The sequence below is a fragment of the Stenotrophomonas sp. NA06056 genome, assembly GCF_013364355.1.
GTDB lineage: Bacteria > Pseudomonadota > Gammaproteobacteria > Xanthomonadales > Xanthomonadaceae > Stenotrophomonas.
Genome location: NZ_CP054931.1, coordinates 1,562,560 through 1,581,811 on the forward strand (window position 1 = coordinate 1,562,560; position 19,252 = coordinate 1,581,811).

Genomic DNA, 19,252 nt, shown 5'->3' on the forward strand with positions numbered 1-19,252 from the left:
GCCCCCGGAGATCGTCGATGTCCGCCACGCCGCAGTCCGCTTCCGTCGCAACGCCCACCTCCCGCCACCCGCTGATCACCGTCCTGGCCTTGTTGCTGATCGTGCTCGGCCTGATCATCGGCGGGCTGGGTGGCTGGCTGGCCAGCCTCGGCGGCTCTTGGTACTACGCCATCGCCGGCCTCGGCCTGCTGGTCTGCGGCATCCTGCTGTGGGGCAATCGCCGCAGCGGTGCACTGCTGTATGCACTGGTCTTCCTCGGCAGCCTGCTGTGGACCTGGTGGGAATCGGGCAGCGACTACTGGCGCTGGGTGCCACGCCTGGGCCTGGTGACCGCGCTCGGCATCGTCCTGGCATTGCTGGCGCCGACCCTGCAGGCACCGGTATCCAAGCGCCTGTCGCGCAGCGTGGCTGCCGCGCTGATGCTGATCTTCGTGGCCGCCTTCGGCCTCGCGTTTGCCCCCCATGGCCTGGTCGATGGTCACCAGCCGTTCCCGGAGCCTGCCGTCAGCGCCGGCCTCGATCCGACCCGTGACACCACTGGCTTGCAGCCGGCCGATCAGCCGGCGGAGGGCGATTGGCCTGCGTGGGGGCGCAGCAATGCGGCAACGCGCTATTCGCCGCTGCAGCAGGTCACGCCTGAAAACGTCGGCACCCTGCAACTGGCCTGGCAGTTCCGCACCGGTGACCTGCCGAAGAAGCGCTGGGGTGCGGAAACCACGCCCTTGAAGATCGGCGACCGACTGTACCTGTGCACCGCCCGCAACCAGCTGATCGCCCTTGATGCAGGAAGCGGGAAGGAACTGTGGCGTTTCGATCCGAAGGTGAAGGATGCCTCGATCCCGTACACGGCCGCCTGCCGTGGCGTGTCCTATTACGAACAGCCCAGCGCACCCACCTATGCCGATGCAGCGTTGGCCGATGCCGCCGCCGATCTTGCCCTGCCAGCACCACCGCCGACGCCATCCGGTCGCAGCGCAGCGCCCGGCAGTCGTCCCGCCTGCAGCGCACGCATCATCGAAGGCACGCTGGACGGACGCCTGATCGCGGTGGACGCCGACAGTGGCCGTCCCTGCGCCGGTTTCGGCAACAACGGCCAGGTCGACATCACCCTGGGCATGGGCGACGTGCCGCCGGGCTACGTATCGATCACCTCGCCGCCGGCGATCGTCCGCGGGGTCATCGTCACCGGTCACCAGGTGCTGGATGGCCAGCGCCGTGACGCGCCCTCCGGCGTGATCCAGGCCTATGACGCAGTCAGCGGCAAGCTGCGCTGGGCATGGGATATGGATCAGCCCGAGCGCAGCGGTCTGCCACCGCGCGAGCAGACCTACACGCGTGGCACACCGAACATGTGGACCACTGCGACCGGTGATGAAGCACTGGGCCTGGTGTACCTGCCGATGGGCAATTCAGCGGGCGATTACTGGAGTGGCTCGCGCACGGAAAACCAGAACACGTACGCGACCTCGCTGGTCGCCATTGATGTAGCCAGCGGCAAGCCGGTCTGGCATTTCCAGGCGGTGCGCAAGGACGTCTGGGATTACGACCTCGGTTCACAGGCCAGCCTGATTGAGTATCCGACAGCATCGGGCAAGGTGCCGGCGATCCTGCTGCCCACCAAGCAGGGCGACCTGTACGTCCTCGACCGTCGCAACGGCCAGCTGCTGACTCCGGCCGAAGAGCGCAAAGTGCCGCAAGGCGGCGTAGAGCCCGAGCAGCGTGCCGCTACCCAGCTGTTCTCGCTGTACCACACGCTGCGGCGCGACGAGGCGCTGACCGAGCGCGACATGTGGGGCATCACCCCCATCGACCAGCTGGTCTGCCGCATCCAGTTCCGCAAGGCGCATTACGAAGGGTTCTACACGCCGCCCAGCAGCGATCACCATTCCATCGAATACCCCGGCTACAACGGCGGCTCGGACTGGGGCAGCGTGGCCATCGATACGCGGCGCGGCGTGATCGTGGCCAACTACAACGACATGCCCAACTACAACCGGCTGGTGCCGCGCGCCGAGGCCGACCGCAAGGGCTGGCTGCCGCGCGAGAAGATCCGGTTCGACAAGGGTGGTGCAGAAGGCGCGGGCGACCCGCAGGTGGGCACGCCGTATGGCATCCAGGTCAACGCTGGTTGGCGGCTGCCGTTCACCGGCCTGCTGTGCAAGCAGCCTCCCTATGGCGGTATCCGTGCCATCGACCTGCGTACCGGCAAGTTGCTGTGGGACCGTCCATTCGGCAGTGCGCGCGGCAACGGACCGTTCGGCATCCGCTCCGGCCTGCCGATCGAGATCGGCACGCCTAACAATGGTGGTTCGGTGATCACCGCCAGCGGACTGATCTTCATCGCCGCAGCAACCGACGACCTGCTGCGCGCGATCGACCTGAAGACCGGCAAGGAACTGTGGCACGCGAAGCTGCCGGCCGGTGGCCAGGCCAATCCGATGGTGTATGAGCAGGGTGGGCGCCAGTACGTGGTAATCGTCGCAGCCGGGCATCACTTCATGGAGACCCCGAAGGGTGACTACGTGATGGCCTATGCATTGCCCAAGTAGAGGCGACCAACGGTCGCCTCCGTTCTGCGACGGTTGATCAAACCGTCACCACCACCTTGCCGATCTGCTCGTTCGATTCCAGGTAGCGGTGCGCGTCCTGGATCTGTGCGAACGTAAACACCTTGGCGATCAGCGGCGCCAGCACGCCCTTTTCCAGGCCGTCGACAATGAACGCCTTCGCACGCGCCAGCGCTGCGTCGTCAGACACGATTTCCGAGTACAGGTAGCCCTTCAGCGTCAGCGACTTGCCCAGTACGTTGAACAGCGGGAACGGCGTCGGCTCGCTGCTCAGCGCGCCATACTCCAGCAGGATGCCGCCGCGTGCCATCGCCTCGGTGAGCGGCACGAACTGAGGGCCGCCGATGGGATCGAATACCACGCGCGCGCCCGCACCTGCGGTGATGCGTGCAACTTCGGCCACCAGGTCCTGTTCCTGGGTGGCGATGACATGGGCGGCGCCGGCATCGAGCAGCGCCTGGCGCTTGCCTGGGCCACGGGTTACCGCAATCGGCGTCGCGCCCACCGCATTGGCGATCTGGATGGCGGCCAGGCCAACGCTGCTTGACGCTGCGGTGATGATCACGAAATCGCCGGCAGCCAGCTTGGCCTGCTCCAGCAGCGCGCCCCAGGCGGTGACGTACTGCATCCACACCGCAGCGGCCTGCTCGAAGCCCAGTGACGTTGGATGCTTCACCACCAGCCGCGCCGGTATGTTGGCCAGCTCGCCGTAGGTGCCCCAACGGGCGATGTCCAACGGCGGCACCACGCTGACCGCATCGCCTGCAGCGAAGCCGGTCAGCGCGCTGCCCACGGCTTCAACCACGCCCGCCGCTTCATAGCCGAGGCGGCTCGGGAACTCGGCCTGCTGCAGATAGGCGCCGTTGCGGAACATCACCTCGGCGCGGTTCAGGCCGATGGCCTTGACCCGGATCTGGATCTCATCGGTGGCAGGAGCGGGTACGTCGATATCGTCAACGCGCAGCACATCGGCGTCGCCATAGGCGTGGATGCGGACAACCTGGGTCATGGGGGTCTCCAAAGGGAACGCCGGCTGGTGGCCGGGCAGGGGGAACAGAGCGCTACTGTGCGCGTGGCCGACGAACGATAGAAGGGGTAATCTGGCGTTTCATTGGAAAACAATAGTTTGCAATGGACCTGATCGTACCCCTGCGCAGCTTCGCCAAGGTGGCCGAGGTGGGCTCGTTCGCCGCCGCTGCCGACGCATTGGACCTGTCGCCGCAACTGGTCGGCAAGCATGTGCAGACGCTGGAACAGCATCTGGGCGTGCGCCTGCTCAACCGCACCACACGCAAGCAGAGCCTGACCGACTTCGGGCAGGCGTACCTGGCCCGCGCCCGGGTCATCCTGGAGGAAGTGGAGAGTGCCGAGCAGTTGGCCGAAATCGCGCGCGGTCGACCGATGGGCCGGCTGCGGATCAGTGCGCCGGTCACCTTCGGCGTGCACGCGCTGGGGCCGGCGGTGGTGGCCTACATGCAGCAGTATCCCGACGTGCAGGTGGATCTGAACCTGTCCAACAGCCTGGTCAACGTGGTTGAAGACGGCTACGACCTGGTGTTCCGCACCGGTGACCTTGCCGACAGCGGCCTGGTCGCGCGGCGGCTGGGGCCGTACCCGCTGGCCCTGTGCGCCGCGCCCGGCTATCTGGCCGCACGGCCGCCGATCGTCCACCCGCAGGACCTGAGCCGGCACGAATGCCTGGGCTTCGCCCACTCGATGATCCGTACGCGGTGGAGCTTCCATGACCCGCAGGGCGGGGTGTTGACCGTGCCGGTCTCCAGTCGCTTCATGGTCAACCAGGCCGAGCCGTTGCTGACCGCTGCGGTCGGTGGGCTGGGACTGATCCTGCAGCCGTTCGAGATGATGTCTGCTGCCCTGGCCAGCGGCGGACTGGTGGAGGTGCTGCCTCGGTTCGTGCCCGTATCCACCTCGATCAACCTGCTGTATCCCCGCGACCGCCAGGTGACGCCGAAGCTGCGCAGCTTCCTGGACTTCTGCGTGGCGCGCTTCACCGAACGGAGCATGGCGCGCGTGTGTTGATTGAAGCATGCGCAGCGAGCGGAGGCCTCGGTCGTTTACGATGACGTCTCGCTCCATCTGCAGAGGATCTGCCATCACCGTGTTGCATCTTTCCGCGTCCTGTTCTGTCCGCCTCGGATGCGGCGTTGGATTGCTGCTGCTGATCGGCAGCGCCGTCACTGCCAACGCACAGACGCCCGCCGCCGCGATCGCAGAGTGGGAATTGCACGGGCGCGCGGAAGGCCTGGCCCGGCCGGACACCGTCTGCCAGGATTTCCTCCAAGCGATGGGGCGAAAACCTGCCGAACTGGAGTACATCGGCTGCACGCAGGACGACGCCTCATACCTGCAGCCGATGGAAGCGCGGTATCGCGTCAGCGGCGCATCGGCGGCGAGGATTGAAGCCTACCTGCAGCAGACCTTCGGCATGCCGCCATTAACGTATGTCTGCTGTGGCTGGAGCAACGGCGCACCCTATTTCTGGCGCCAGCGGCCGGGCAGCGTCAATTACCAGATCGGCATGGGCGTGGAATCGCTGCATCATCCGCGCGGGCAGTGGAGTGCGATTCCCTACTTCGCGGTGACCGTTGCGGTGAACCGGAAAAGCCCGTGATGGCGTACGCTTGGGCACCGACCACTGGCGTACATGGAATGACGAACATGCCTCCGATGCTGCTCCGCGTTGCTGCCATCACGCTCACCCTGGCGATGAGTCCGATGGCCATCGCCGCCACCGCTGAACCGCTGCAGTTGCAGCAGGCCGAAGCGCTGACGTACTGGAAGCCGGTGGAGGGCACTTTCCGCCCACGACTGAATGCCGATCCCGGGCGCGTGCAGTTCGCAGAGGAGGTGACCGTGGCCTATTCGGTCAACAAGCGCGGCCGGACCTATGACGTGAAGGTGGTGGATGCCAAGCCATCGACGGCCTTCAGCGGCTGGGCGTTGAATGCGGTCAAGGCGATGCGCTTCACTGCAACGGACAGCAACACCGAGCGTACGCCGATCCGCAGCGAAATGACCGCACGCTGGGGCGGCAGCAGCAAGTAGCGCGTCAGGTCGGTACCCGCACCATCTTCGCCATCAGGTGTTCAACCACGCCCGCTGGGTCCGCCGTGCGGCCCACATGCGTGCTGGACATCTGCACCACCGAGCTGCGCTTGGCGGTCAGGAAATGGAAGCGCGCGCGCGCGGGCAGCTGCGCGATGGGGCCGGCGCTGGCATCGCCCCGGCAGATCGCCACGATGGCATCCAGCCACGGCTGCAGGGCTTCAATATCCAGCGCGGGCGCGAAGGCCTGCAGGCGCGCGGCATCGATCTCGATCGCCGCTTCCAGGTGACGTGCCCCCGGGCAGGACACGATCACGCCGACGTTGATGAACTCCTCGCGCTCCACCCGCGGTACCACGCGGATGACCGCATAGTCATACGTGTGCAGCGTGGGCACGGATGGCCTCCTGCACGAACACCGCCCGCACCTTCAGGCGATGCTTCAGATAGTTGATGTAGCCCTGCCGGTAGGCCTGGGGACTGTCGAACGCTGGCTCATCCACCAGCCAGCTGTCCGGCACCTGGCCGACGATGCGTTCGATTTCGGCATCCGGCAGGCGCGCGGCCAGCTCGGCATCCACTTCGGCGATGCGGCTTGCGAACGACAGCAGCACGTGGTCACGAATCAGCACGAAGGGTTTTTCGCAGGCATCGCCGGCATTGGCCCAGTCGTGATGGAAGTACATCGCCGCGCCGTGGTCGATCAGATACAGCTTGCGGTGCCAGACCATCAGGTTCGGATTGCGCGTGGTGCGGTCGACGTTGCTGGTGAACGCATCGAACCAGACGATGCGCGAGGCCAGGTCAGCGTCCACCGGCATCGCCGCCGGGTCATAGTTGATCGCGCCGGGCAGGTAATCCATACCCAGGTTCAGGCCCTCGCTGGCGCGGATCAGGTCCTGGATCTCCGGGTCGGGTTCGGTGCGGGCGAACTCGCTGTCCAGCTCCACAAACAGGATTTCCGGAATCGGCAGGCCCACCGCGCGTGCCATCTCGCCCGCGATCAGTTCGGCAATCAGCGCCTTTGGCCCTTGGCCGGCACCACGGAACTTGAGCACCGCCATGCCGTCGTCGTCGGTCTCGACCACGGCGGGCAGTGAGCCACCTTCCCGCAAGGGGGTGATGTAGCGGAGGGCATGGACAGTACGCATGGGCGCATTCTAGCGTGGCCCATGGGTGGGGTGCGCCGGGCGATGCCCGGCGCCATCCTTGACCTCAGTGCGACAGCGCGCTGCGCTGCTGTTCCTGCACCTGCTGGCGCGTCTGCTCTTGCGAGGCGTGGTCGGCCTGGCGCTGGTTGACGATAGCGAGGCTGTCCAGGCTTTCCTGCACCGGCCGCTGTACGGCTTCAGCGGTGGCTGCCGATGCGCGCAGCGACGCAGGATCATCCAGCGCGCCCTTCACCACGAACACATTCTGCGCCGCGGCGATATCCCCCGACTGTCGGCTGAGCACCACATGATCCACGCGGTCCAGGCCGTTCTCGCGGGCCAGCACCAGCAGGCTCGCGCTCAGGCGTTCACTGGAGGCGTCAAAGCTGCGGCCGTTGGCGGCATCCAACTCTGCCACCTTGCCGCGGATCTGATCGTGCAGGGCGCGGTCGTTGCCGCCCGCCAGCGGTGCTGTCTGCGCCGTGATCGGCACGTGGGCGTAGGTGCCCACGGTGTGATCGAAATAGTGCAGCGTGGACGGCGAGGTGCTGGTGTCGAAGTAGGGCTGCCGTGGTGGCGCGCCTTTACCCAGAGAGAGGCCGTTCTGTTCCAGCAGGCTTTCCTGCAGGCCCAGCTGCGCCATGTTCACCGACATCCGGCTGATGCCATCAGGTGCGGGGTTCTTGGCTTCTTCCTCGCAGGCGCGGCCGATGGCATCGGTGGCGTAGTAGTTCTGGTAATCCGAATTGCCGTTGGGACCCAGCCGCGACGACACGCCTTCGTCGTAGTAGTGCTTGCCCATGCCCTCGATGTTGGCGGCAGTGGCGGTCATGCTCAGGTCTTCATTGAGTGTGAGGTCCGGATGCGCGGTATAGGTCATCGGTGGGCCAGGCTGCACGCGCACGAATTCCTTGGCACGGGTACTTGCTCCGTAGACATCCTGCAGCGTGGCGTCCGGGTTGGCGGTCTTGACCATGCCTACCAATGCGTTCCAGCCCTCGATGTTCGCCGATGCCTCATCGCGCCGGTTGGCTGCGAGCAGGGTGCCGATGGCCTGGGTGTAGTCGTGGGTCGAGTCGCGTGCGGCAATGTCTGCAATATCGGCATCAAACTGCTTATAGGCAAGTTCGGTCGCTGCATCATTGAACCCATGCTGCAGCTCATGGCCCAGCACGAAGGTCAGCTCTGCAGCGTCGTGCCTATCCGGGGCTGTTGGGGTGGACAGACTGGATGCTGGCAGGCTGATCGTCTTTGCGCCGCCGTCGTACTCGCCGCCCACGCTGCTGTCGGCAGGCAGCAGCTCAAAGCGCTGCAGATGACCGGCGGCGATGGCCGCGTCGACCTGGGTTGCCAGCGCCGGAGAATTGGCAATGGCCCTGCGAAGGTTGTCGACCTGATCGGTCGTTACATCGGGTTTTCCTGCAAATTCGGTCAGCAGGCGTTCCGTATCCGCTGAAAGCGTAGGCATGGTGCGGTGCTCCTTACTGCACGGTGACAAGGCGGACGCAGGCATGCGCCGGCTCGCCAGACGGGGTCGGATTCTCGGCCATCGTGTCGACCTTGATGATCAGGTTCGGGCGATCGAAACGGTCATGGATGACGCGGCCGTGCTCGCCGCGCGTTGTTTCGCGCTTGAAGCCCGCTGCCTGCAGGCCCGAGGCGAACTGATCGAAGTCGACCTGGCAGATCGCCGTTGCGTTGGCTTTGCGCTCGGCGGTGGTATCGATGAAATTGAGATCCAGGCGCGCATCGGCGGCGCCAGCCTTCCTGATTTCGAGGCCGTAGCTCCATTCCGGCGTCAGTGTGCCGCCGTAGCCGAAATGACCCGGGCCGAAACTCTGCGCAGGTGCCTGCATGGCGTGCGATACCCGTTCAAGGGTCAGTTCACGGGTGGAGGTGGTGTCCTTGATCAGATCCAGCAGACGCAACAGGAGTTGGTCTGCGGTGAGCGCAGACGGCGTTGCGGCGTCGGAGGCGGTCGATGCCATGGTAACGGGTCCTTGAGAAGTCGACGAACGATCAGTCGCATGTGTGCAGGCGCAGAGCGAGGCCGAACATAGGGCGATTGCCCACGGCCGTGTGAATGCGTACCCAAACATAAGCGTTCCCTGCATGTTGAGCGCTGACCCTAGAGTGGGTCAGGTGAATCACAGGTTAAATGCAATTGACGATTGCTGGAATCGGGGCAGGATGCATTCGGCTCAGGTAGTTGCTGCAAGCGGAGTGGCCGGGCCCGGAAGCCACGGAATTTTCTTCACTTCGCCATTCCGTCAGCGGTGGCAGCATCCAACCGTGTAGACGATCAAGCGCAGGCGTGGCCTTGCGTAGCGGGTGTCCCTGCCGCTTTCCCGCGACCGGCACTCCGCAACCAGTTTCCGGCACATTGCGCAGCGTTGAACGTGGCCCTGCGAGGCCACTCCCCCGGCAAGGAGGCCCGCGATGCACAGTCCTGTTCACGCGTATACCCACCGCATCAGGGACCGGCCTGTGGCACAGGCAGCGGGTGCGGGTGTTTACGAATTTGCTGAAACCGCTGCTGCGGTTCATGCAGCCTCAGACAGAATTCTTCCGTGAGTTGAGCACCGATGGTCGGCTCTGCATCCCGCCGTGCGCAGAGCCGCTACATGCATGCGAGTCGCCCCACGATGCTGTTTCGTTCGCAGCACTGGGCGCGCATCTCGTCCACGATGTCCACGCAGGCTTCCGAGGTGCACGATGAGCAACGAATCGAGAGGAGCCCTGCCGCCCCTGGATCTGGATGATGCCAAGGCCGAGCAGATGATTGGCAAGCTGGTACTGGTGGGCGTCACCCGTTTTGGTGGCGATGGCCAGGTGCAGGGGCTGGAACAGTTTGCTGGCACCGTGCTGCGGGTCAGCGCCGAAGAGGGACTGGTGCTGGCCGATGGTGATGACGGGCATGAGCGCTACCTGCCGCCGATGCTGGACCAGTACCTGCCGGCCGCGCCGGGTGAGTACCAGTTGCGGTCCAGTGGCGTGACGGTGATCGATCCCGATTATCTGTCCACCTGGGAACTGCACGCACGGCAGTAGGCGAGGGGCATCCGGGGTGGGGGCAGGCCAGGTGTGGCCATAGCTTTGCAGGATGGGGCGACTAGTCCTTCCGGCCCATTTGCCGATGGGCAGGGGGTGCTAGATTCGGCCCATGCCCGCAGTGCGGGTATCCAACTCACTCCCAGGGGATAAGGATGCTCATCCGTCGTACCTCTCTGGCGGCGGCCGTTGCCGTTGCCACGCTCGGCCTGCTGGCCGCCGGCCCGGCGCTTGCCGACTATGCCAAGCCGCCCGAGCACCTGCTGAAGGTGCTCAAGGCCCCGCCGCCGCCAGCACCGAACATCGATCCCAGCGGCCAGCGCCTGCTGCTGACCACCGCGCAGACCTATCCGTCCATCACCCGCGTGGCGCAGCCGTACCTGAAGCTGGCCGGTGTGCGCCTGGAGCCGAAGAACCGCAGCCGCCACGACACCCCTGGCGGGTACGGTATTCCGGCCTGCGTGGCCGACTTCACCCTGGTCGAGATCGTCAGCGGCAAGAGCACCAAGGTCAACCTGCCGCAGGGCTGCGCCACCGGCGCGCTGTGGTCGGCCGACGGCAGCCATTTCGCCTTCCAGAACGCGGTCGATACCAGCGTGCAGCTGTGGGTGGGTGACGCCGCCACCGGCCAGGTGAAGCAGGTGCCGAATGTGCAGCTGAACCCGATCTTCGGCTACACCGTGCAGTGGCTGGGCGGCAGCCAGCGCCTGCTGGTGAAGATGGTCCCCGCCAACCAGGGTCCGGCGCCGTCCAACGGTGGTGTGCCGACCGGTCCGGATGCGCAGGAATCGCTGGGCAGCAGCGGCGAGAGCAGCACTTATGAAGCCCGCGACACGCTGACCAGCGTGCATGACGAAACGCTGTTTGCCTACTACGGCGCCTCGCAACTGGCCGTGGTCGATACCGCCGCCGGCAGCGTGCGCCCGGTCGGGCAGCCGGCACTGTTCAACGAAGTCAGTGCCGCCCCCGATGGCGTGCACGTGCTGACCGAAACGATCAAGGCGCCGTACTCGCATGCGGTGACCTACCAGCGCTTCGCCAATGACGTGGCGGTGCTGGACGCCAGCAATGGCCGCAGCACGCCGATTGCCAGCCTGCCGCTGGCCGACCGCGTGCCGGTGCACGGCGTACCGGAAGGTCCGCGTGGCTTCGACTGGCGCGCCACCGACCCGGCCACCCTGATCTATGCCGAAGCGCTGGACAAGGGCGACTGGAAGGTCAGCGTGCCGCACCGCGACCGCGTGCTGACGCTGAAGGCACCGTTCACTGGCAAGCCGGTCGAGATCACCCGCACCGCGCAGCGCTTCGAAGGTTTCGCGTGGACCGCTGACCCGGCTGTGGCGTTCCAGTACGAGAACGACGAGAACCGTCACTGGATGCAGACCCGCATCGTCGATGTGGACCAGCCCAAGAAGGAAGGCCGTCTGCTGTGGGACATGTCCAGTGACGAGCTGTACGGCAACCCGGGCAACCTGGTTTACAAGCGTCTTCCCAATGGTGCACAGGTCGTGCGCCAGGAAGGCAACTTCGTGTTCCTCAGCGGCCGTGGCGCATCGCCACAGGGCGACCGTCCGTTCCTGGATCGCCTGGACCTGGGCTCGTTGAAGAGCGAGCGCCTGTTCCGCAGCAGTGCCGACGCCTACGAGCAGTTCCTCGGCTTCAGCAACGCGCCGGGCCGCTACCTGACGTGGCACCAGTCGGTGATCGATCCGCCGAATGCCTTCATCCGCCAGCAGGGTGAGGCGGTGGCCGATGCGAAGACCGGTGAGGCGCAGTTCGCGTCCACCGCGACCGCGTTGACCACGCTGGCCGACCCCACCCCGGAGGTGCGGAAGATCCAGAAACGCCTGGTGACCTACAAGCGCGCCGATGGCGTGGACCTGTCGTTCACCCTGTACACGCCGCCGGGCTACAAGGAAGGTCAGCGCGTGCCGGCGATCCTGTACGCGTACCCGGCCGACTTCGCCAACGCCGCACAGGCCGGCCAGGTATCCGGTTCGCAGCAGACCTTCACCCGTCTGCAGCCGTACCGCCTGATGCTGCTGGCCGGTTACGCGATCATCGACAACGCCTCGTTCCCGATCGTGGGTGACCCGAAGAACGCCTACGACACCTATCTGGAACAGCTGGAAGCCGACGCCAAGGCGGCGGTGGACAAGGCGGTGGAACTGGGCGTGGTCGACCGCAATCGCATCGGCGTGACCGGCCACAGCCATGGCGGCCTGATGACCGCCAACCTGATCGCCCACACGAATCTGTTCAAGGCCGGCGTGGCAACCAGTGGCTCGTACAACAAGACGTTCACCCCGTTCGGTTTCCAGAACGAACGCCGCTCGGTGTGGCAGGCGCAGGATGTGTACCTGAAGGCCTCGCCGTTCTTCTACGCCGACAAGATCAAGCTGCCGCTGCTGCTGGTCCACGGCGAGGACGATGCCAACCCGGGCACCGAGCCGTTCCAGTCGCGCAAGCTGTACCAGGCGATCCGTGGCAATGGCGGCACCACCCGCCTGGTGATGCTGCCGAACGAGCCGCACTGGTACACCGCGCTGGAGTCGAACGAACAGCTGGTCCATGAAATGCTCAACTGGTTCGATACTTACGTGAAGAACGCGAAGTGATCCGGAAAGGCCGCCCTTCGGGGCGGCCTTTTTGATTCTGGCGCCCTGTCCAGGTATCCCCCTGTGCGTGTTGCGTAACCATCTGTGATGCAGGCGCGAACCGGCCACAAAGCTGCGGTACGCTGCGAATCTGATGTCCGCTACGGGTTCGCTCCATGAAGGCCTTCATCCTCGCCGTATCGCTGTCGATGTCCGTTGTCCCGGTCGCTGCATTGGGCCAGCCGCTGCCCGGTGAGCTGGCTGCGCTGGGCATCACCCCCGGCATGCCCTATACCAAGGCCAAGCGGCTGCTTGATGCCGCAGGATGGCAGGCGAGCCCGCCACGCGACGCGCCCGAAGCACTGGAGGGCTTCCCGGAAGTCGGCTGCCAGAAGGGCGGCAGCAACTGCAGCAGTACCTTCGCCAAGGATGGGCAGCAGGTCGCTATGCAGGTGGGAACCACGCTGGCGGGTCAGCCCTTCGTGCAGGGCGGTCGCTGAGCGCGACGCGCGCTTATCCCAGCGGGAGGTTCTCCAGCGCACGCGACATCCGATCATGCAGGTCGCGTACGCGTTCGGCCTTGGCATCCACACGACGCTCGTCGCCAAAACTGCGGACATAGGCGCATGCGGCGAAACCGGCACTTTCCCTTTCGTATTCGGCAATCCACGCCAGGCGGTCGGGGTTGCTGGCCTGCTCGGCCGACCAGGCCGCCACCGGCGGACGGATGCGGGCGATGATGCCAAGCCGCCACGGTTTGGGTGTCAGCCGCGCACGGAAGCAATGCTGCAGTGTGCACATGCGTGCATACAACGCGTCGGTACCCAACGCCTTGAAGAAGGCATGCACCTGCGCATCCTGTGGTTCGAATGTGGCGTGCATTGCCAGCACGCGCAGCCCGGCTGGGGTGCGGTAGGCACGCAGATGCCAGTCGGGGTGACGCGCGACGAACGCCTGCACGCCCTGCAGCGCAATGCCTTCGGCGCCACCGGAGCGGGCGAGCCGGCGCTTGCGCCGCTGCGACATGATCGCGTTGACCAGGACCATGGCGATACCGCCGGCCCCCAGGCCGATGTTGAAGTTGCCCAAGGCCCCACCGATCAGTGCACCGGCCGCCAGCAGCCCCACTGCACCGAGCAGCGGCAAGGCACAGCCTGACGGGGTGGGTACGTGGTCGATATCGGCAAACAGCACATCGGGGGTATTCAGGCACAGCGCGCCGTAGCTGTTGCGGGTGACGATGACATCATCGCTGCGTTGCACGATCTGCTCGCGGATCGGGATGCCGTCGACACCGTAGTTGGTCCGTCGCTCGCGACGCGGCACGGTCTGGCCGCTGAGGATGGCATCGAGCGCTTCGCGTGCACGCGCATCGGCATGGGCCTGTGCCGCCTCGGGGCCGTCGTCGGACCAGCCGAATCGGCGAACCACCACCGGCCGGCCCCGGTACCTGTCCTGCAGGCGGGCTTCGGCCCAGTACGCTGGCACGATCATCATCCTGTCTTCCCCTTGCTTCCATGGCCGCCGGTCGCCGGGAGTCTGGCACAGGAGAGGAGGGGGTTGCACGATACGGCAGCGCATGCGCTGCCACAGTGATAGATTGCGCGCTTCGCGTGCACTCCACCAAGGACGGGGCCATGTTCGTGTTGTTGCGTTGCCTGCTTGCCCTGGCCCTCGGCGGGTCGATCGCGACGTCCCAGGCGGCGGTGTCGGGACCAGAAATACTGATTACCGATGCCACCCGCTTCTACGCGTTGTATGAGTCGGCTGGCGGCAAACCCAGCGTGGCCCAGCTGGAGCAGTATCTGGCACAGGGCACGCCGAGCCTGGCGCAGTTTGCGAAGCTGCGCCGGGTGACCGCCGAGCGCATGGCCGAAGCGATGGCGCGCGAACCTGCGGTGTATGCCAATGGACGGACCTGCCTGGCGGAACTGCCCGCAGTCCGGCAGCGACTGGTGCAGGTGTTTGCCAACCTGCAGGCAATCTACCCGCAGGCGAAGTTTCCGCCGGTGGCGATCGTGGTGGGGCGCGGCAAGCCGGTTGGCATGACGTATCCCGACGGGGTGGTGATCGGCCTGGAAGCGCTGTGCGCGGCAGATTTCATGAGCGCGAACGCGCAGGATCGCTTCGTACACGTCATCGCGCATGAGTACGTGCATATCCAGCAGACCGGCGTGAGCGAGTACGAACCGGGCGACCCACAGGCGACGGTGTTGCGTGAGTCGCTGGGCGAAGGTATCGCCGAGTTCATCGCCGAGCTGATTTCCGGCGACGTCGGCAATGGTCGGCACGCTGGATGGACGCGGGGCAGGGAAGTGCATATCGAAAGCGCGTTCGCGCTGGATATGGATAACACCGATCTTAAGCCCTGGCTGTACAACTACACGCCGGGTTCGAAGGAACCCTACGACCTGGGCTACTGGGTGGGCTATCGCATCGCCAAGGCGTATTACCTGCAGGCCGACAACAAGCGCGATGCGGTGCGGGCGCTGATCCAGCAGGACAACCCGAAGACGATCCTGGAGGCCAGCGGCTGGACGCCGGGCATGTGGATGCCGGCCAAGGTGACGGGCGTGGCGGCGAGGGCTGCCCGATGATCTGTTCCATAGGAAAGAAACCATGATCGCAGGAACGTGGAAGGATACTGCCCATGCACCAATTTGATCCGAATGAAAATCCATTCGTGGATGACCTCCTGCGCCTGCTTGACTCGGCGAGGGGGCGGTTCTCCCAGGGGCACATGCGCGCGCTGGCCCGGGTCTATGTTTCAAGGTTGTATGGCGTGGATCCAGCTGGCTTCCTGCAGGACTTGCGCGGACAGTCGGAAGCTCCAGTGCGCTGCAGTATCCGTGTGATGCTGGATGGGGATGACCTGTCGATACGCGAGGTTGGCGGGTGGATTCGCCAAGAGCACGTGCGTGATTCTCCGCCGGACCGCACACGATTGATTCTTGTCCATGTCGGTACCGAAGGTGTGACAGAGCTCTTCAGCGGTCGACGCCACGTGTTGCGCCAACAGCTGCGTGAACTGGCCATTCGCCTTGGGATCGAATCCCACCGTGTCTTGCGGTCATGGATCCGCCATCCCGCGCTGTCCGCTGTGTTGGACCTTGTCGCTGATGAAGAGGGACGTGTTGTACCGCTCGATGGTGCTGCGGCGCGGGACGCCTACTGGCGCGATGACTCTGACGAAGATGTGGGCGCTTGGGAGCATCACGAGTACGATCCTCCGCGTGCCGACACAGACGACGGTCGAGGTCGCCACGGAGGTTCCGGCGGCGGACGCGGTGGAGACGGCGAAGGTCCGCGAGGCCCCGACGATCGCGGTGAACCGGCGTCGGGTCGGGGCGGCGTGATGGAAGTGCTTGACCACCCGATTCTGTTTTCAGCCGATCCACTGCTGTTGTCCAACATCCTGGGGGATCTGTGATGAGCACGGTCATCTCTGCTTCTGAACCTGATGATGCGCTGGATGTGCTGACCTTGCTTTCGCTGAAGATCGCGCCGCGGCAGTTCGACTTGAGCTATCGGTTCTCCAACATCAGCATCCGTGACCAGATCGTGCGAGCACAGATGCTTATCCAGCAGCTTAAACAGCTCGGTGCAGTGGGTGCTGATGCGGACAGGTCTGATCCACGCCCGTCATTCGATCTGCTGATCTGCGGCGCCGGTGCGGCGGGTCTGGCTGCGGCGCTGGAAGCGGAGCGGCTGGGTCTGCGCTTCGTCCTCATGGATACCGATGCCCGGGCGGGAGTGGGGGGTGTGCTGCGTTCCCCTGCTGCCAGGTACGTCAGTGCGGCCATGTACGAATGGCCGCACAGCAACCATGAAAACCACCGTTATCCGCTCCGCTCGACCGCATTCGGCGTTTCGAAAGTAGCACTGCAGCTGGACATGGTCGCGCCCTTGCAGGCAGCGCAGGTTGGCAGTGCAATCAATGCTGCCTACAACACGGAAGTGACGAACTGGACCCAGCGTGCGTTGAACTGGGGCGCGCAATCCTACGTCCGCGGCGAGTCGTGCTTCGTGCGGGATGCAAAGCTTGAATCGTGGTCCAAAAGGCGCCTGCAGGAGATGACCAGCAGTCGGGTGAGCGTGCACGGCCTACCGCTGAAATTTCGCTCGCTTCCCGCTCTGTGCGTGACGTCTGGAGGGAGGACGGAGGCGCACCGCTTCCGCTTCGTGGTCTACGCCATGGGCTATGCGAAAGAGAAGAACCAGTACGCGGATGGAAAGGATTGCCCAGTCGCCTACTCGAATGCCGGATTCTGGGAGTGCGACAAGATTCTGCAGCCTTCGCTGGGGTTCACGCACTCCCCGCGGGTTGCGATTCTGGGTTCTGGTGACGGCGCTTTGCAGGATGCCTTGCGGTGCCTGTTGAAGGCCGATCATCCGCTTCACGCTTGGAACAAGATCATTGCCAACCCGGCGGTAGCCGCGTCCGTCGAGATAAGCCAGGCGCTGCGTGAGCTGGCAACATTCGACATGCATGCGACGGTGGCAGCCACATGGAGTGCCTCGCCCCGGCTCTTCAAGCGCTTGGACCTTCGCTTTGCCAAGGTCGCAAAGAAGTTGCTGGCGTCAGCCGCAGTGGGCGCAGCTGTTGCCTCGGCCGTGCTGGGGATGCTTCGATCCGATGTCAAGGAAGTGGTGTTGATCACCCACTCAGGATATTTCAGCAAGGCATACGCGCTGAACCGTTTTCTGGTGATCCTTCTGTACATGGTGTTGAAGAACACCGCGGCAGGTAGCGCACCTGGTCTGCTTTTCAGGCGTGGACCTGTGAAGAATTTCAGCGTCGCCGGACATGCCATGATGCAACGCGGCGGGACGCTGCAGCTTACCTCGGGCAACGAGAAATTCGACCTGATCATCATCAGAGGCGGATTGAAAACGGATACGCTCGATGCGTTCCCGCATAGAGTTGGCCTGACAGGACGCGATACGGGACGTGCCGGACTTGGACGTGTTCCGCTTCCGATCCGTCCGCCGCTACTCTGAAGGAGAATTCATGATGGGAATTGGGAAGTATCTGGGGTTTCTGCTTGGCCTGCTTGTCGCCAGCGGCGGTGTTCGTGCAGATCAAGGTGCTGCTGTGTCGAGGTTGCTGGTGACACCTGTCGATCAACTCAGCAGGGATGAGGTGAGCTATCTGCAGCGAACCGTCGCTGATTTCGCGCAACTGCAGAAGTACCGCGCCGCCAACACCGCACTGCCAGCGCCACGGGGCGGCCACCCACGCGTGGTGTTTTTCGGCGATTCGATCACCGAAGGCTGGGGCGCGGACGGCAGCAGTACCTTCTTCCCAGGCAAGGGCTACATCAATCGTGGCATCAGCGGGCAGACCACCGCACAGATGCTGGTGCGCTTTTCGCAGGATGTGCTGGCGCTGCGCCCGAACGTGGTAGTGATACTGGCCGGCACCAATGACATCGCCGGCAATACCGGCCCGGCGACGCAGGCGATGATCGAGGACAACCTGCAGGCCATGCTGGACCTGGCGAAAGCGCATGGCATTGCGGTGGTGCTGGCGTCGGTGTTGCCGGTCAGCGAGTACCCGTGGATGCCGGGCATCGCACCTGCGCCCAAGGTGCGTGCATTGAATGCCGCGCTGAAGCGCGAAGCCGATGCACGGGGTCTGGTCTATCTGGACTATTACGCGGCGATGGCCAACCGTGCCGGTGGGCTGGATGCGCAGTTGGCAACCGATGGCGTGCACCCGACGGCGAGGGGCTATGCGCTGATGGCACCGCTGGCCGAGGCCGCGATCAAGCGCGCGCAGGCGAACGTGCCCAAGCGCTGAGCCTGGCTCGTGCCGGCCGCTGGCCGGTAACCTGTTCGGCATGCACATGGAGGTTGCCGGCCAGCGGCCGGCACTACCCGATCGGAAGCTCGACCAGCAGCCACTCACAGAACCGCATCACCAGCGGATCGCGGGCGCTGTCCTCATGCAGCAACCAACTCCAGCGCGGTCCTCGTACATAGGCCTCGTCCAGCGGCTGCAGCAGGCCCTGCGCGCGCGCGGGTGCGGCCAATAGTTCGCTGACCAGTGCGATGCCCAGGCCCTGGCACGCGGCATCCAGCAGTTGTCCTGGCTCGGAGAAATTCAGGCCTTCGCGCTGCTGGCCGACGTCGGCGCCGCCCTGCACCTGCCACTGGCTCCAGTCCATCTCGCGCTCGCCGTGCAGGGTGCTGCGCTCGGCAACAGGTAGCGCCAGCACACCGGGGTGGCAGGCCGGATACAGGCGGTCCTGCAGCAGCACGCGATGCTCGCAATGCGCCTGTGCCTGCAGATCATCGCGAACGCTGATGTCCAGCGTCTGTGCGGTCATGTCCGGTGCCTCTTCGCTGGTCAACAGCCACAGGTCGGCCTGCGGATGCTGGCGGCGGAAGTCGCCCAGCCGCGGTACCAGCCAGTGGCGCGCGAAGGCGGGGCTGGTGTTGACGATCAGTTGATTCGGCTTGCGGTACTGGTCGAGCCGGCGGATGCCACTGGCCAGCTGCCGCAGCAGCGACTGCGTGGTTTCCAGCAGGTCGATGCCTGCATCGGTCAGGGTTACGCTGCGGCCCTGGCGGAAGAACAACGGCTGTTCCAGGGAGTCTTCCAGCCCGCGGATCTGCTGGCTGATGGCAGACTGACTGAGGTGCAGTTCTTCGGCGGCACGATGGAAGCTGCCGAGCCGAGCGGCAGCCTCGAAGCCGCGCAGGGCGTTCAGTGGGGGCCAATGCTTGAGCATAATTGATAAGCCTGGCTGATCATTTTTCCGCTGAATCTATCGTTTGTTCTTGTCAATCTGCAAGTGCAGCATGGGCTTGTCGC

Annotated in this window: 18 protein-coding genes; 11 read left to right on the forward strand and 7 right to left on the reverse strand. The window is 64.9% G+C overall.

Features of this window, described 5'->3' with window-relative positions; translation table 11 throughout:
• Positions 1–17 precede the first annotated feature (17 nt).
• Positions 18–2,549 (forward strand): membrane-bound PQQ-dependent dehydrogenase, glucose/quinate/shikimate family, encoded by a 2,532-nt coding sequence (locus tag HUT07_RS06835; RefSeq protein ID WP_176020289.1) that lies wholly within the window; start codon positions 18–20, stop codon positions 2,547–2,549.
• A gap of 37 nt (positions 2,550–2,586) precedes the next feature.
• Here HUT07_RS06835 and HUT07_RS06840 read toward each other — a convergent pair whose 3' ends face one another.
• Positions 2,587–3,576, reverse strand: a complete 990-nt coding sequence (locus HUT07_RS06840; protein ID WP_176020290.1) for a zinc-dependent alcohol dehydrogenase family protein — start codon at positions 3,574–3,576, stop codon at positions 2,587–2,589.
• 122 nt (positions 3,577–3,698) lie between these two features.
• Here HUT07_RS06840 and HUT07_RS06845 point away from each other — a divergent pair, with 122 nt between their 5' ends.
• The 3 genes from HUT07_RS06845 to HUT07_RS06855 all read left to right on the forward strand — a co-directional run bounded on the left by HUT07_RS06845 (position 3,699) and on the right by HUT07_RS06855 (position 5,633).
• Positions 3,699–4,607 carry a LysR substrate-binding domain-containing protein gene (locus HUT07_RS06845; protein ID WP_176020291.1) on the forward strand — a complete coding sequence of 303 codons (909 nt, stop codon included), beginning with the start codon at positions 3,699–3,701 and terminating at the stop codon, positions 4,605–4,607.
• Positions 4,608–4,737: 130 nt separating this feature from the next.
• Positions 4,738–5,199 carry a DUF4952 domain-containing protein gene (locus tag HUT07_RS06850; RefSeq protein WP_254898809.1) on the forward strand — a complete coding sequence of 154 codons (462 nt, stop codon included), beginning with the start codon at positions 4,738–4,740 and terminating at the stop codon, positions 5,197–5,199.
• A 47-nt stretch (positions 5,200–5,246) separates the two neighbouring features.
• Positions 5,247–5,633, forward strand: a complete 387-nt coding sequence (locus HUT07_RS06855; protein ID WP_176020292.1) for an energy transducer TonB — start codon at positions 5,247–5,249, stop codon at positions 5,631–5,633.
• 4 nt (positions 5,634–5,637) lie between these two features.
• On the opposite strand, the gene HUT07_RS06860 is transcribed toward HUT07_RS06855, so the two are convergent.
• The 4 genes from HUT07_RS06860 to HUT07_RS06875 all read right to left on the reverse strand — a co-directional run bounded on the left by HUT07_RS06860 (position 5,638) and on the right by HUT07_RS06875 (position 8,772).
• Positions 5,638–6,030 carry a DUF3037 domain-containing protein gene (locus HUT07_RS06860; RefSeq protein ID WP_176020293.1) on the reverse strand — a complete coding sequence of 131 codons (393 nt, stop codon included), beginning with the start codon at positions 6,028–6,030 and terminating at the stop codon, positions 5,638–5,640.
• Positions 6,008–6,784 carry a HipA family kinase gene (locus tag HUT07_RS06865; protein ID WP_176020294.1) on the reverse strand — a complete coding sequence of 259 codons (777 nt, stop codon included), beginning with the start codon at positions 6,782–6,784 and terminating at the stop codon, positions 6,008–6,010. The genes HUT07_RS06860 and HUT07_RS06865 overlap by 23 nt, the downstream gene beginning before the upstream one ends.
• Before the next feature lie 64 nt (positions 6,785–6,848).
• Complete coding sequence (locus tag HUT07_RS06870; RefSeq protein WP_176020295.1) at positions 6,849–8,252, reverse strand: XVIPCD domain-containing protein; 1,404 nt, start codon at positions 8,250–8,252, stop codon at positions 6,849–6,851.
• Positions 8,253–8,265: 13 nt separating this feature from the next.
• Positions 8,266–8,772, reverse strand: a complete 507-nt coding sequence (locus HUT07_RS06875) for a hypothetical protein (RefSeq protein WP_254898810.1) — start codon at positions 8,770–8,772, stop codon at positions 8,266–8,268.
• A 727-nt stretch (positions 8,773–9,499) separates the two neighbouring features.
• Between HUT07_RS06875 and HUT07_RS06880 the strand changes: the two genes are divergently transcribed.
• The 3 genes from HUT07_RS06880 (at position 9,500) to HUT07_RS06890 (ending at position 12,932) form a co-directional block, all read left to right on the forward strand.
• The gene (locus HUT07_RS06880; protein ID WP_089236083.1) at positions 9,500–9,835 is read left to right on the forward strand and encodes a hypothetical protein; all 336 of its coding nucleotides are present in this window, start codon (positions 9,500–9,502) and stop codon (positions 9,833–9,835) included.
• A gap of 155 nt (positions 9,836–9,990) precedes the next feature.
• Complete coding sequence (locus HUT07_RS06885) at positions 9,991–12,453, forward strand: prolyl oligopeptidase family serine peptidase (RefSeq protein ID WP_176020296.1); 2,463 nt, start codon at positions 9,991–9,993, stop codon at positions 12,451–12,453.
• Positions 12,454–12,608: 155 nt separating this feature from the next.
• On the forward strand, positions 12,609–12,932 hold the full coding sequence (locus HUT07_RS06890; RefSeq protein ID WP_176020297.1) for a hypothetical protein: 324 nt from the start codon (positions 12,609–12,611) through the stop codon (positions 12,930–12,932).
• Between the two features lie 13 nt (positions 12,933–12,945).
• On the opposite strand, the gene HUT07_RS06895 is transcribed toward HUT07_RS06890, so the two are convergent.
• The gene (locus HUT07_RS06895; RefSeq protein ID WP_176020298.1) at positions 12,946–13,929 is read right to left on the reverse strand and encodes a hypothetical protein; all 984 of its coding nucleotides are present in this window, start codon (positions 13,927–13,929) and stop codon (positions 12,946–12,948) included.
• 140 nt (positions 13,930–14,069) lie between these two features.
• Between HUT07_RS06895 and HUT07_RS06900 the strand changes: the two genes are divergently transcribed.
• From HUT07_RS06900 to HUT07_RS06915, 4 genes are read left to right on the forward strand one after another with little or no spacing between them, the layout of a single operon-like run.
• Positions 14,070–15,029: a DUF2268 domain-containing putative Zn-dependent protease gene (locus tag HUT07_RS06900; RefSeq protein WP_176020299.1), complete on the forward strand. Its 960-nt coding sequence runs from the start codon at positions 14,070–14,072 to the stop codon at positions 15,027–15,029.
• Between the two features lie 53 nt (positions 15,030–15,082).
• Entirely contained in the window at positions 15,083–15,862 is a 780-nt protein-coding gene (locus HUT07_RS06905) for a hypothetical protein (protein WP_176020300.1), read from the forward strand.
• Complete coding sequence (locus HUT07_RS06910) at positions 15,862–17,433, forward strand: FAD-binding protein (RefSeq protein WP_176020301.1); 1,572 nt, start codon at positions 15,862–15,864, stop codon at positions 17,431–17,433. The genes HUT07_RS06905 and HUT07_RS06910 overlap by 1 nt, the downstream gene beginning before the upstream one ends.
• 10 nt (positions 17,434–17,443) lie before the next feature.
• A complete protein-coding gene (locus tag HUT07_RS06915; RefSeq protein WP_176020302.1) occupies positions 17,444–18,235 on the forward strand; it encodes an SGNH/GDSL hydrolase family protein in 792 nt (263 codons plus the stop codon).
• 73 nt (positions 18,236–18,308) lie between these two features.
• Here the strand turns inward: HUT07_RS06915 and HUT07_RS06920 are convergent, their stop codons facing one another.
• Positions 18,309–19,169, reverse strand: a complete 861-nt coding sequence (locus HUT07_RS06920; protein ID WP_176020303.1) for a LysR family transcriptional regulator — start codon at positions 19,167–19,169, stop codon at positions 18,309–18,311.
• Positions 19,170–19,252 lie beyond the last annotated feature (83 nt).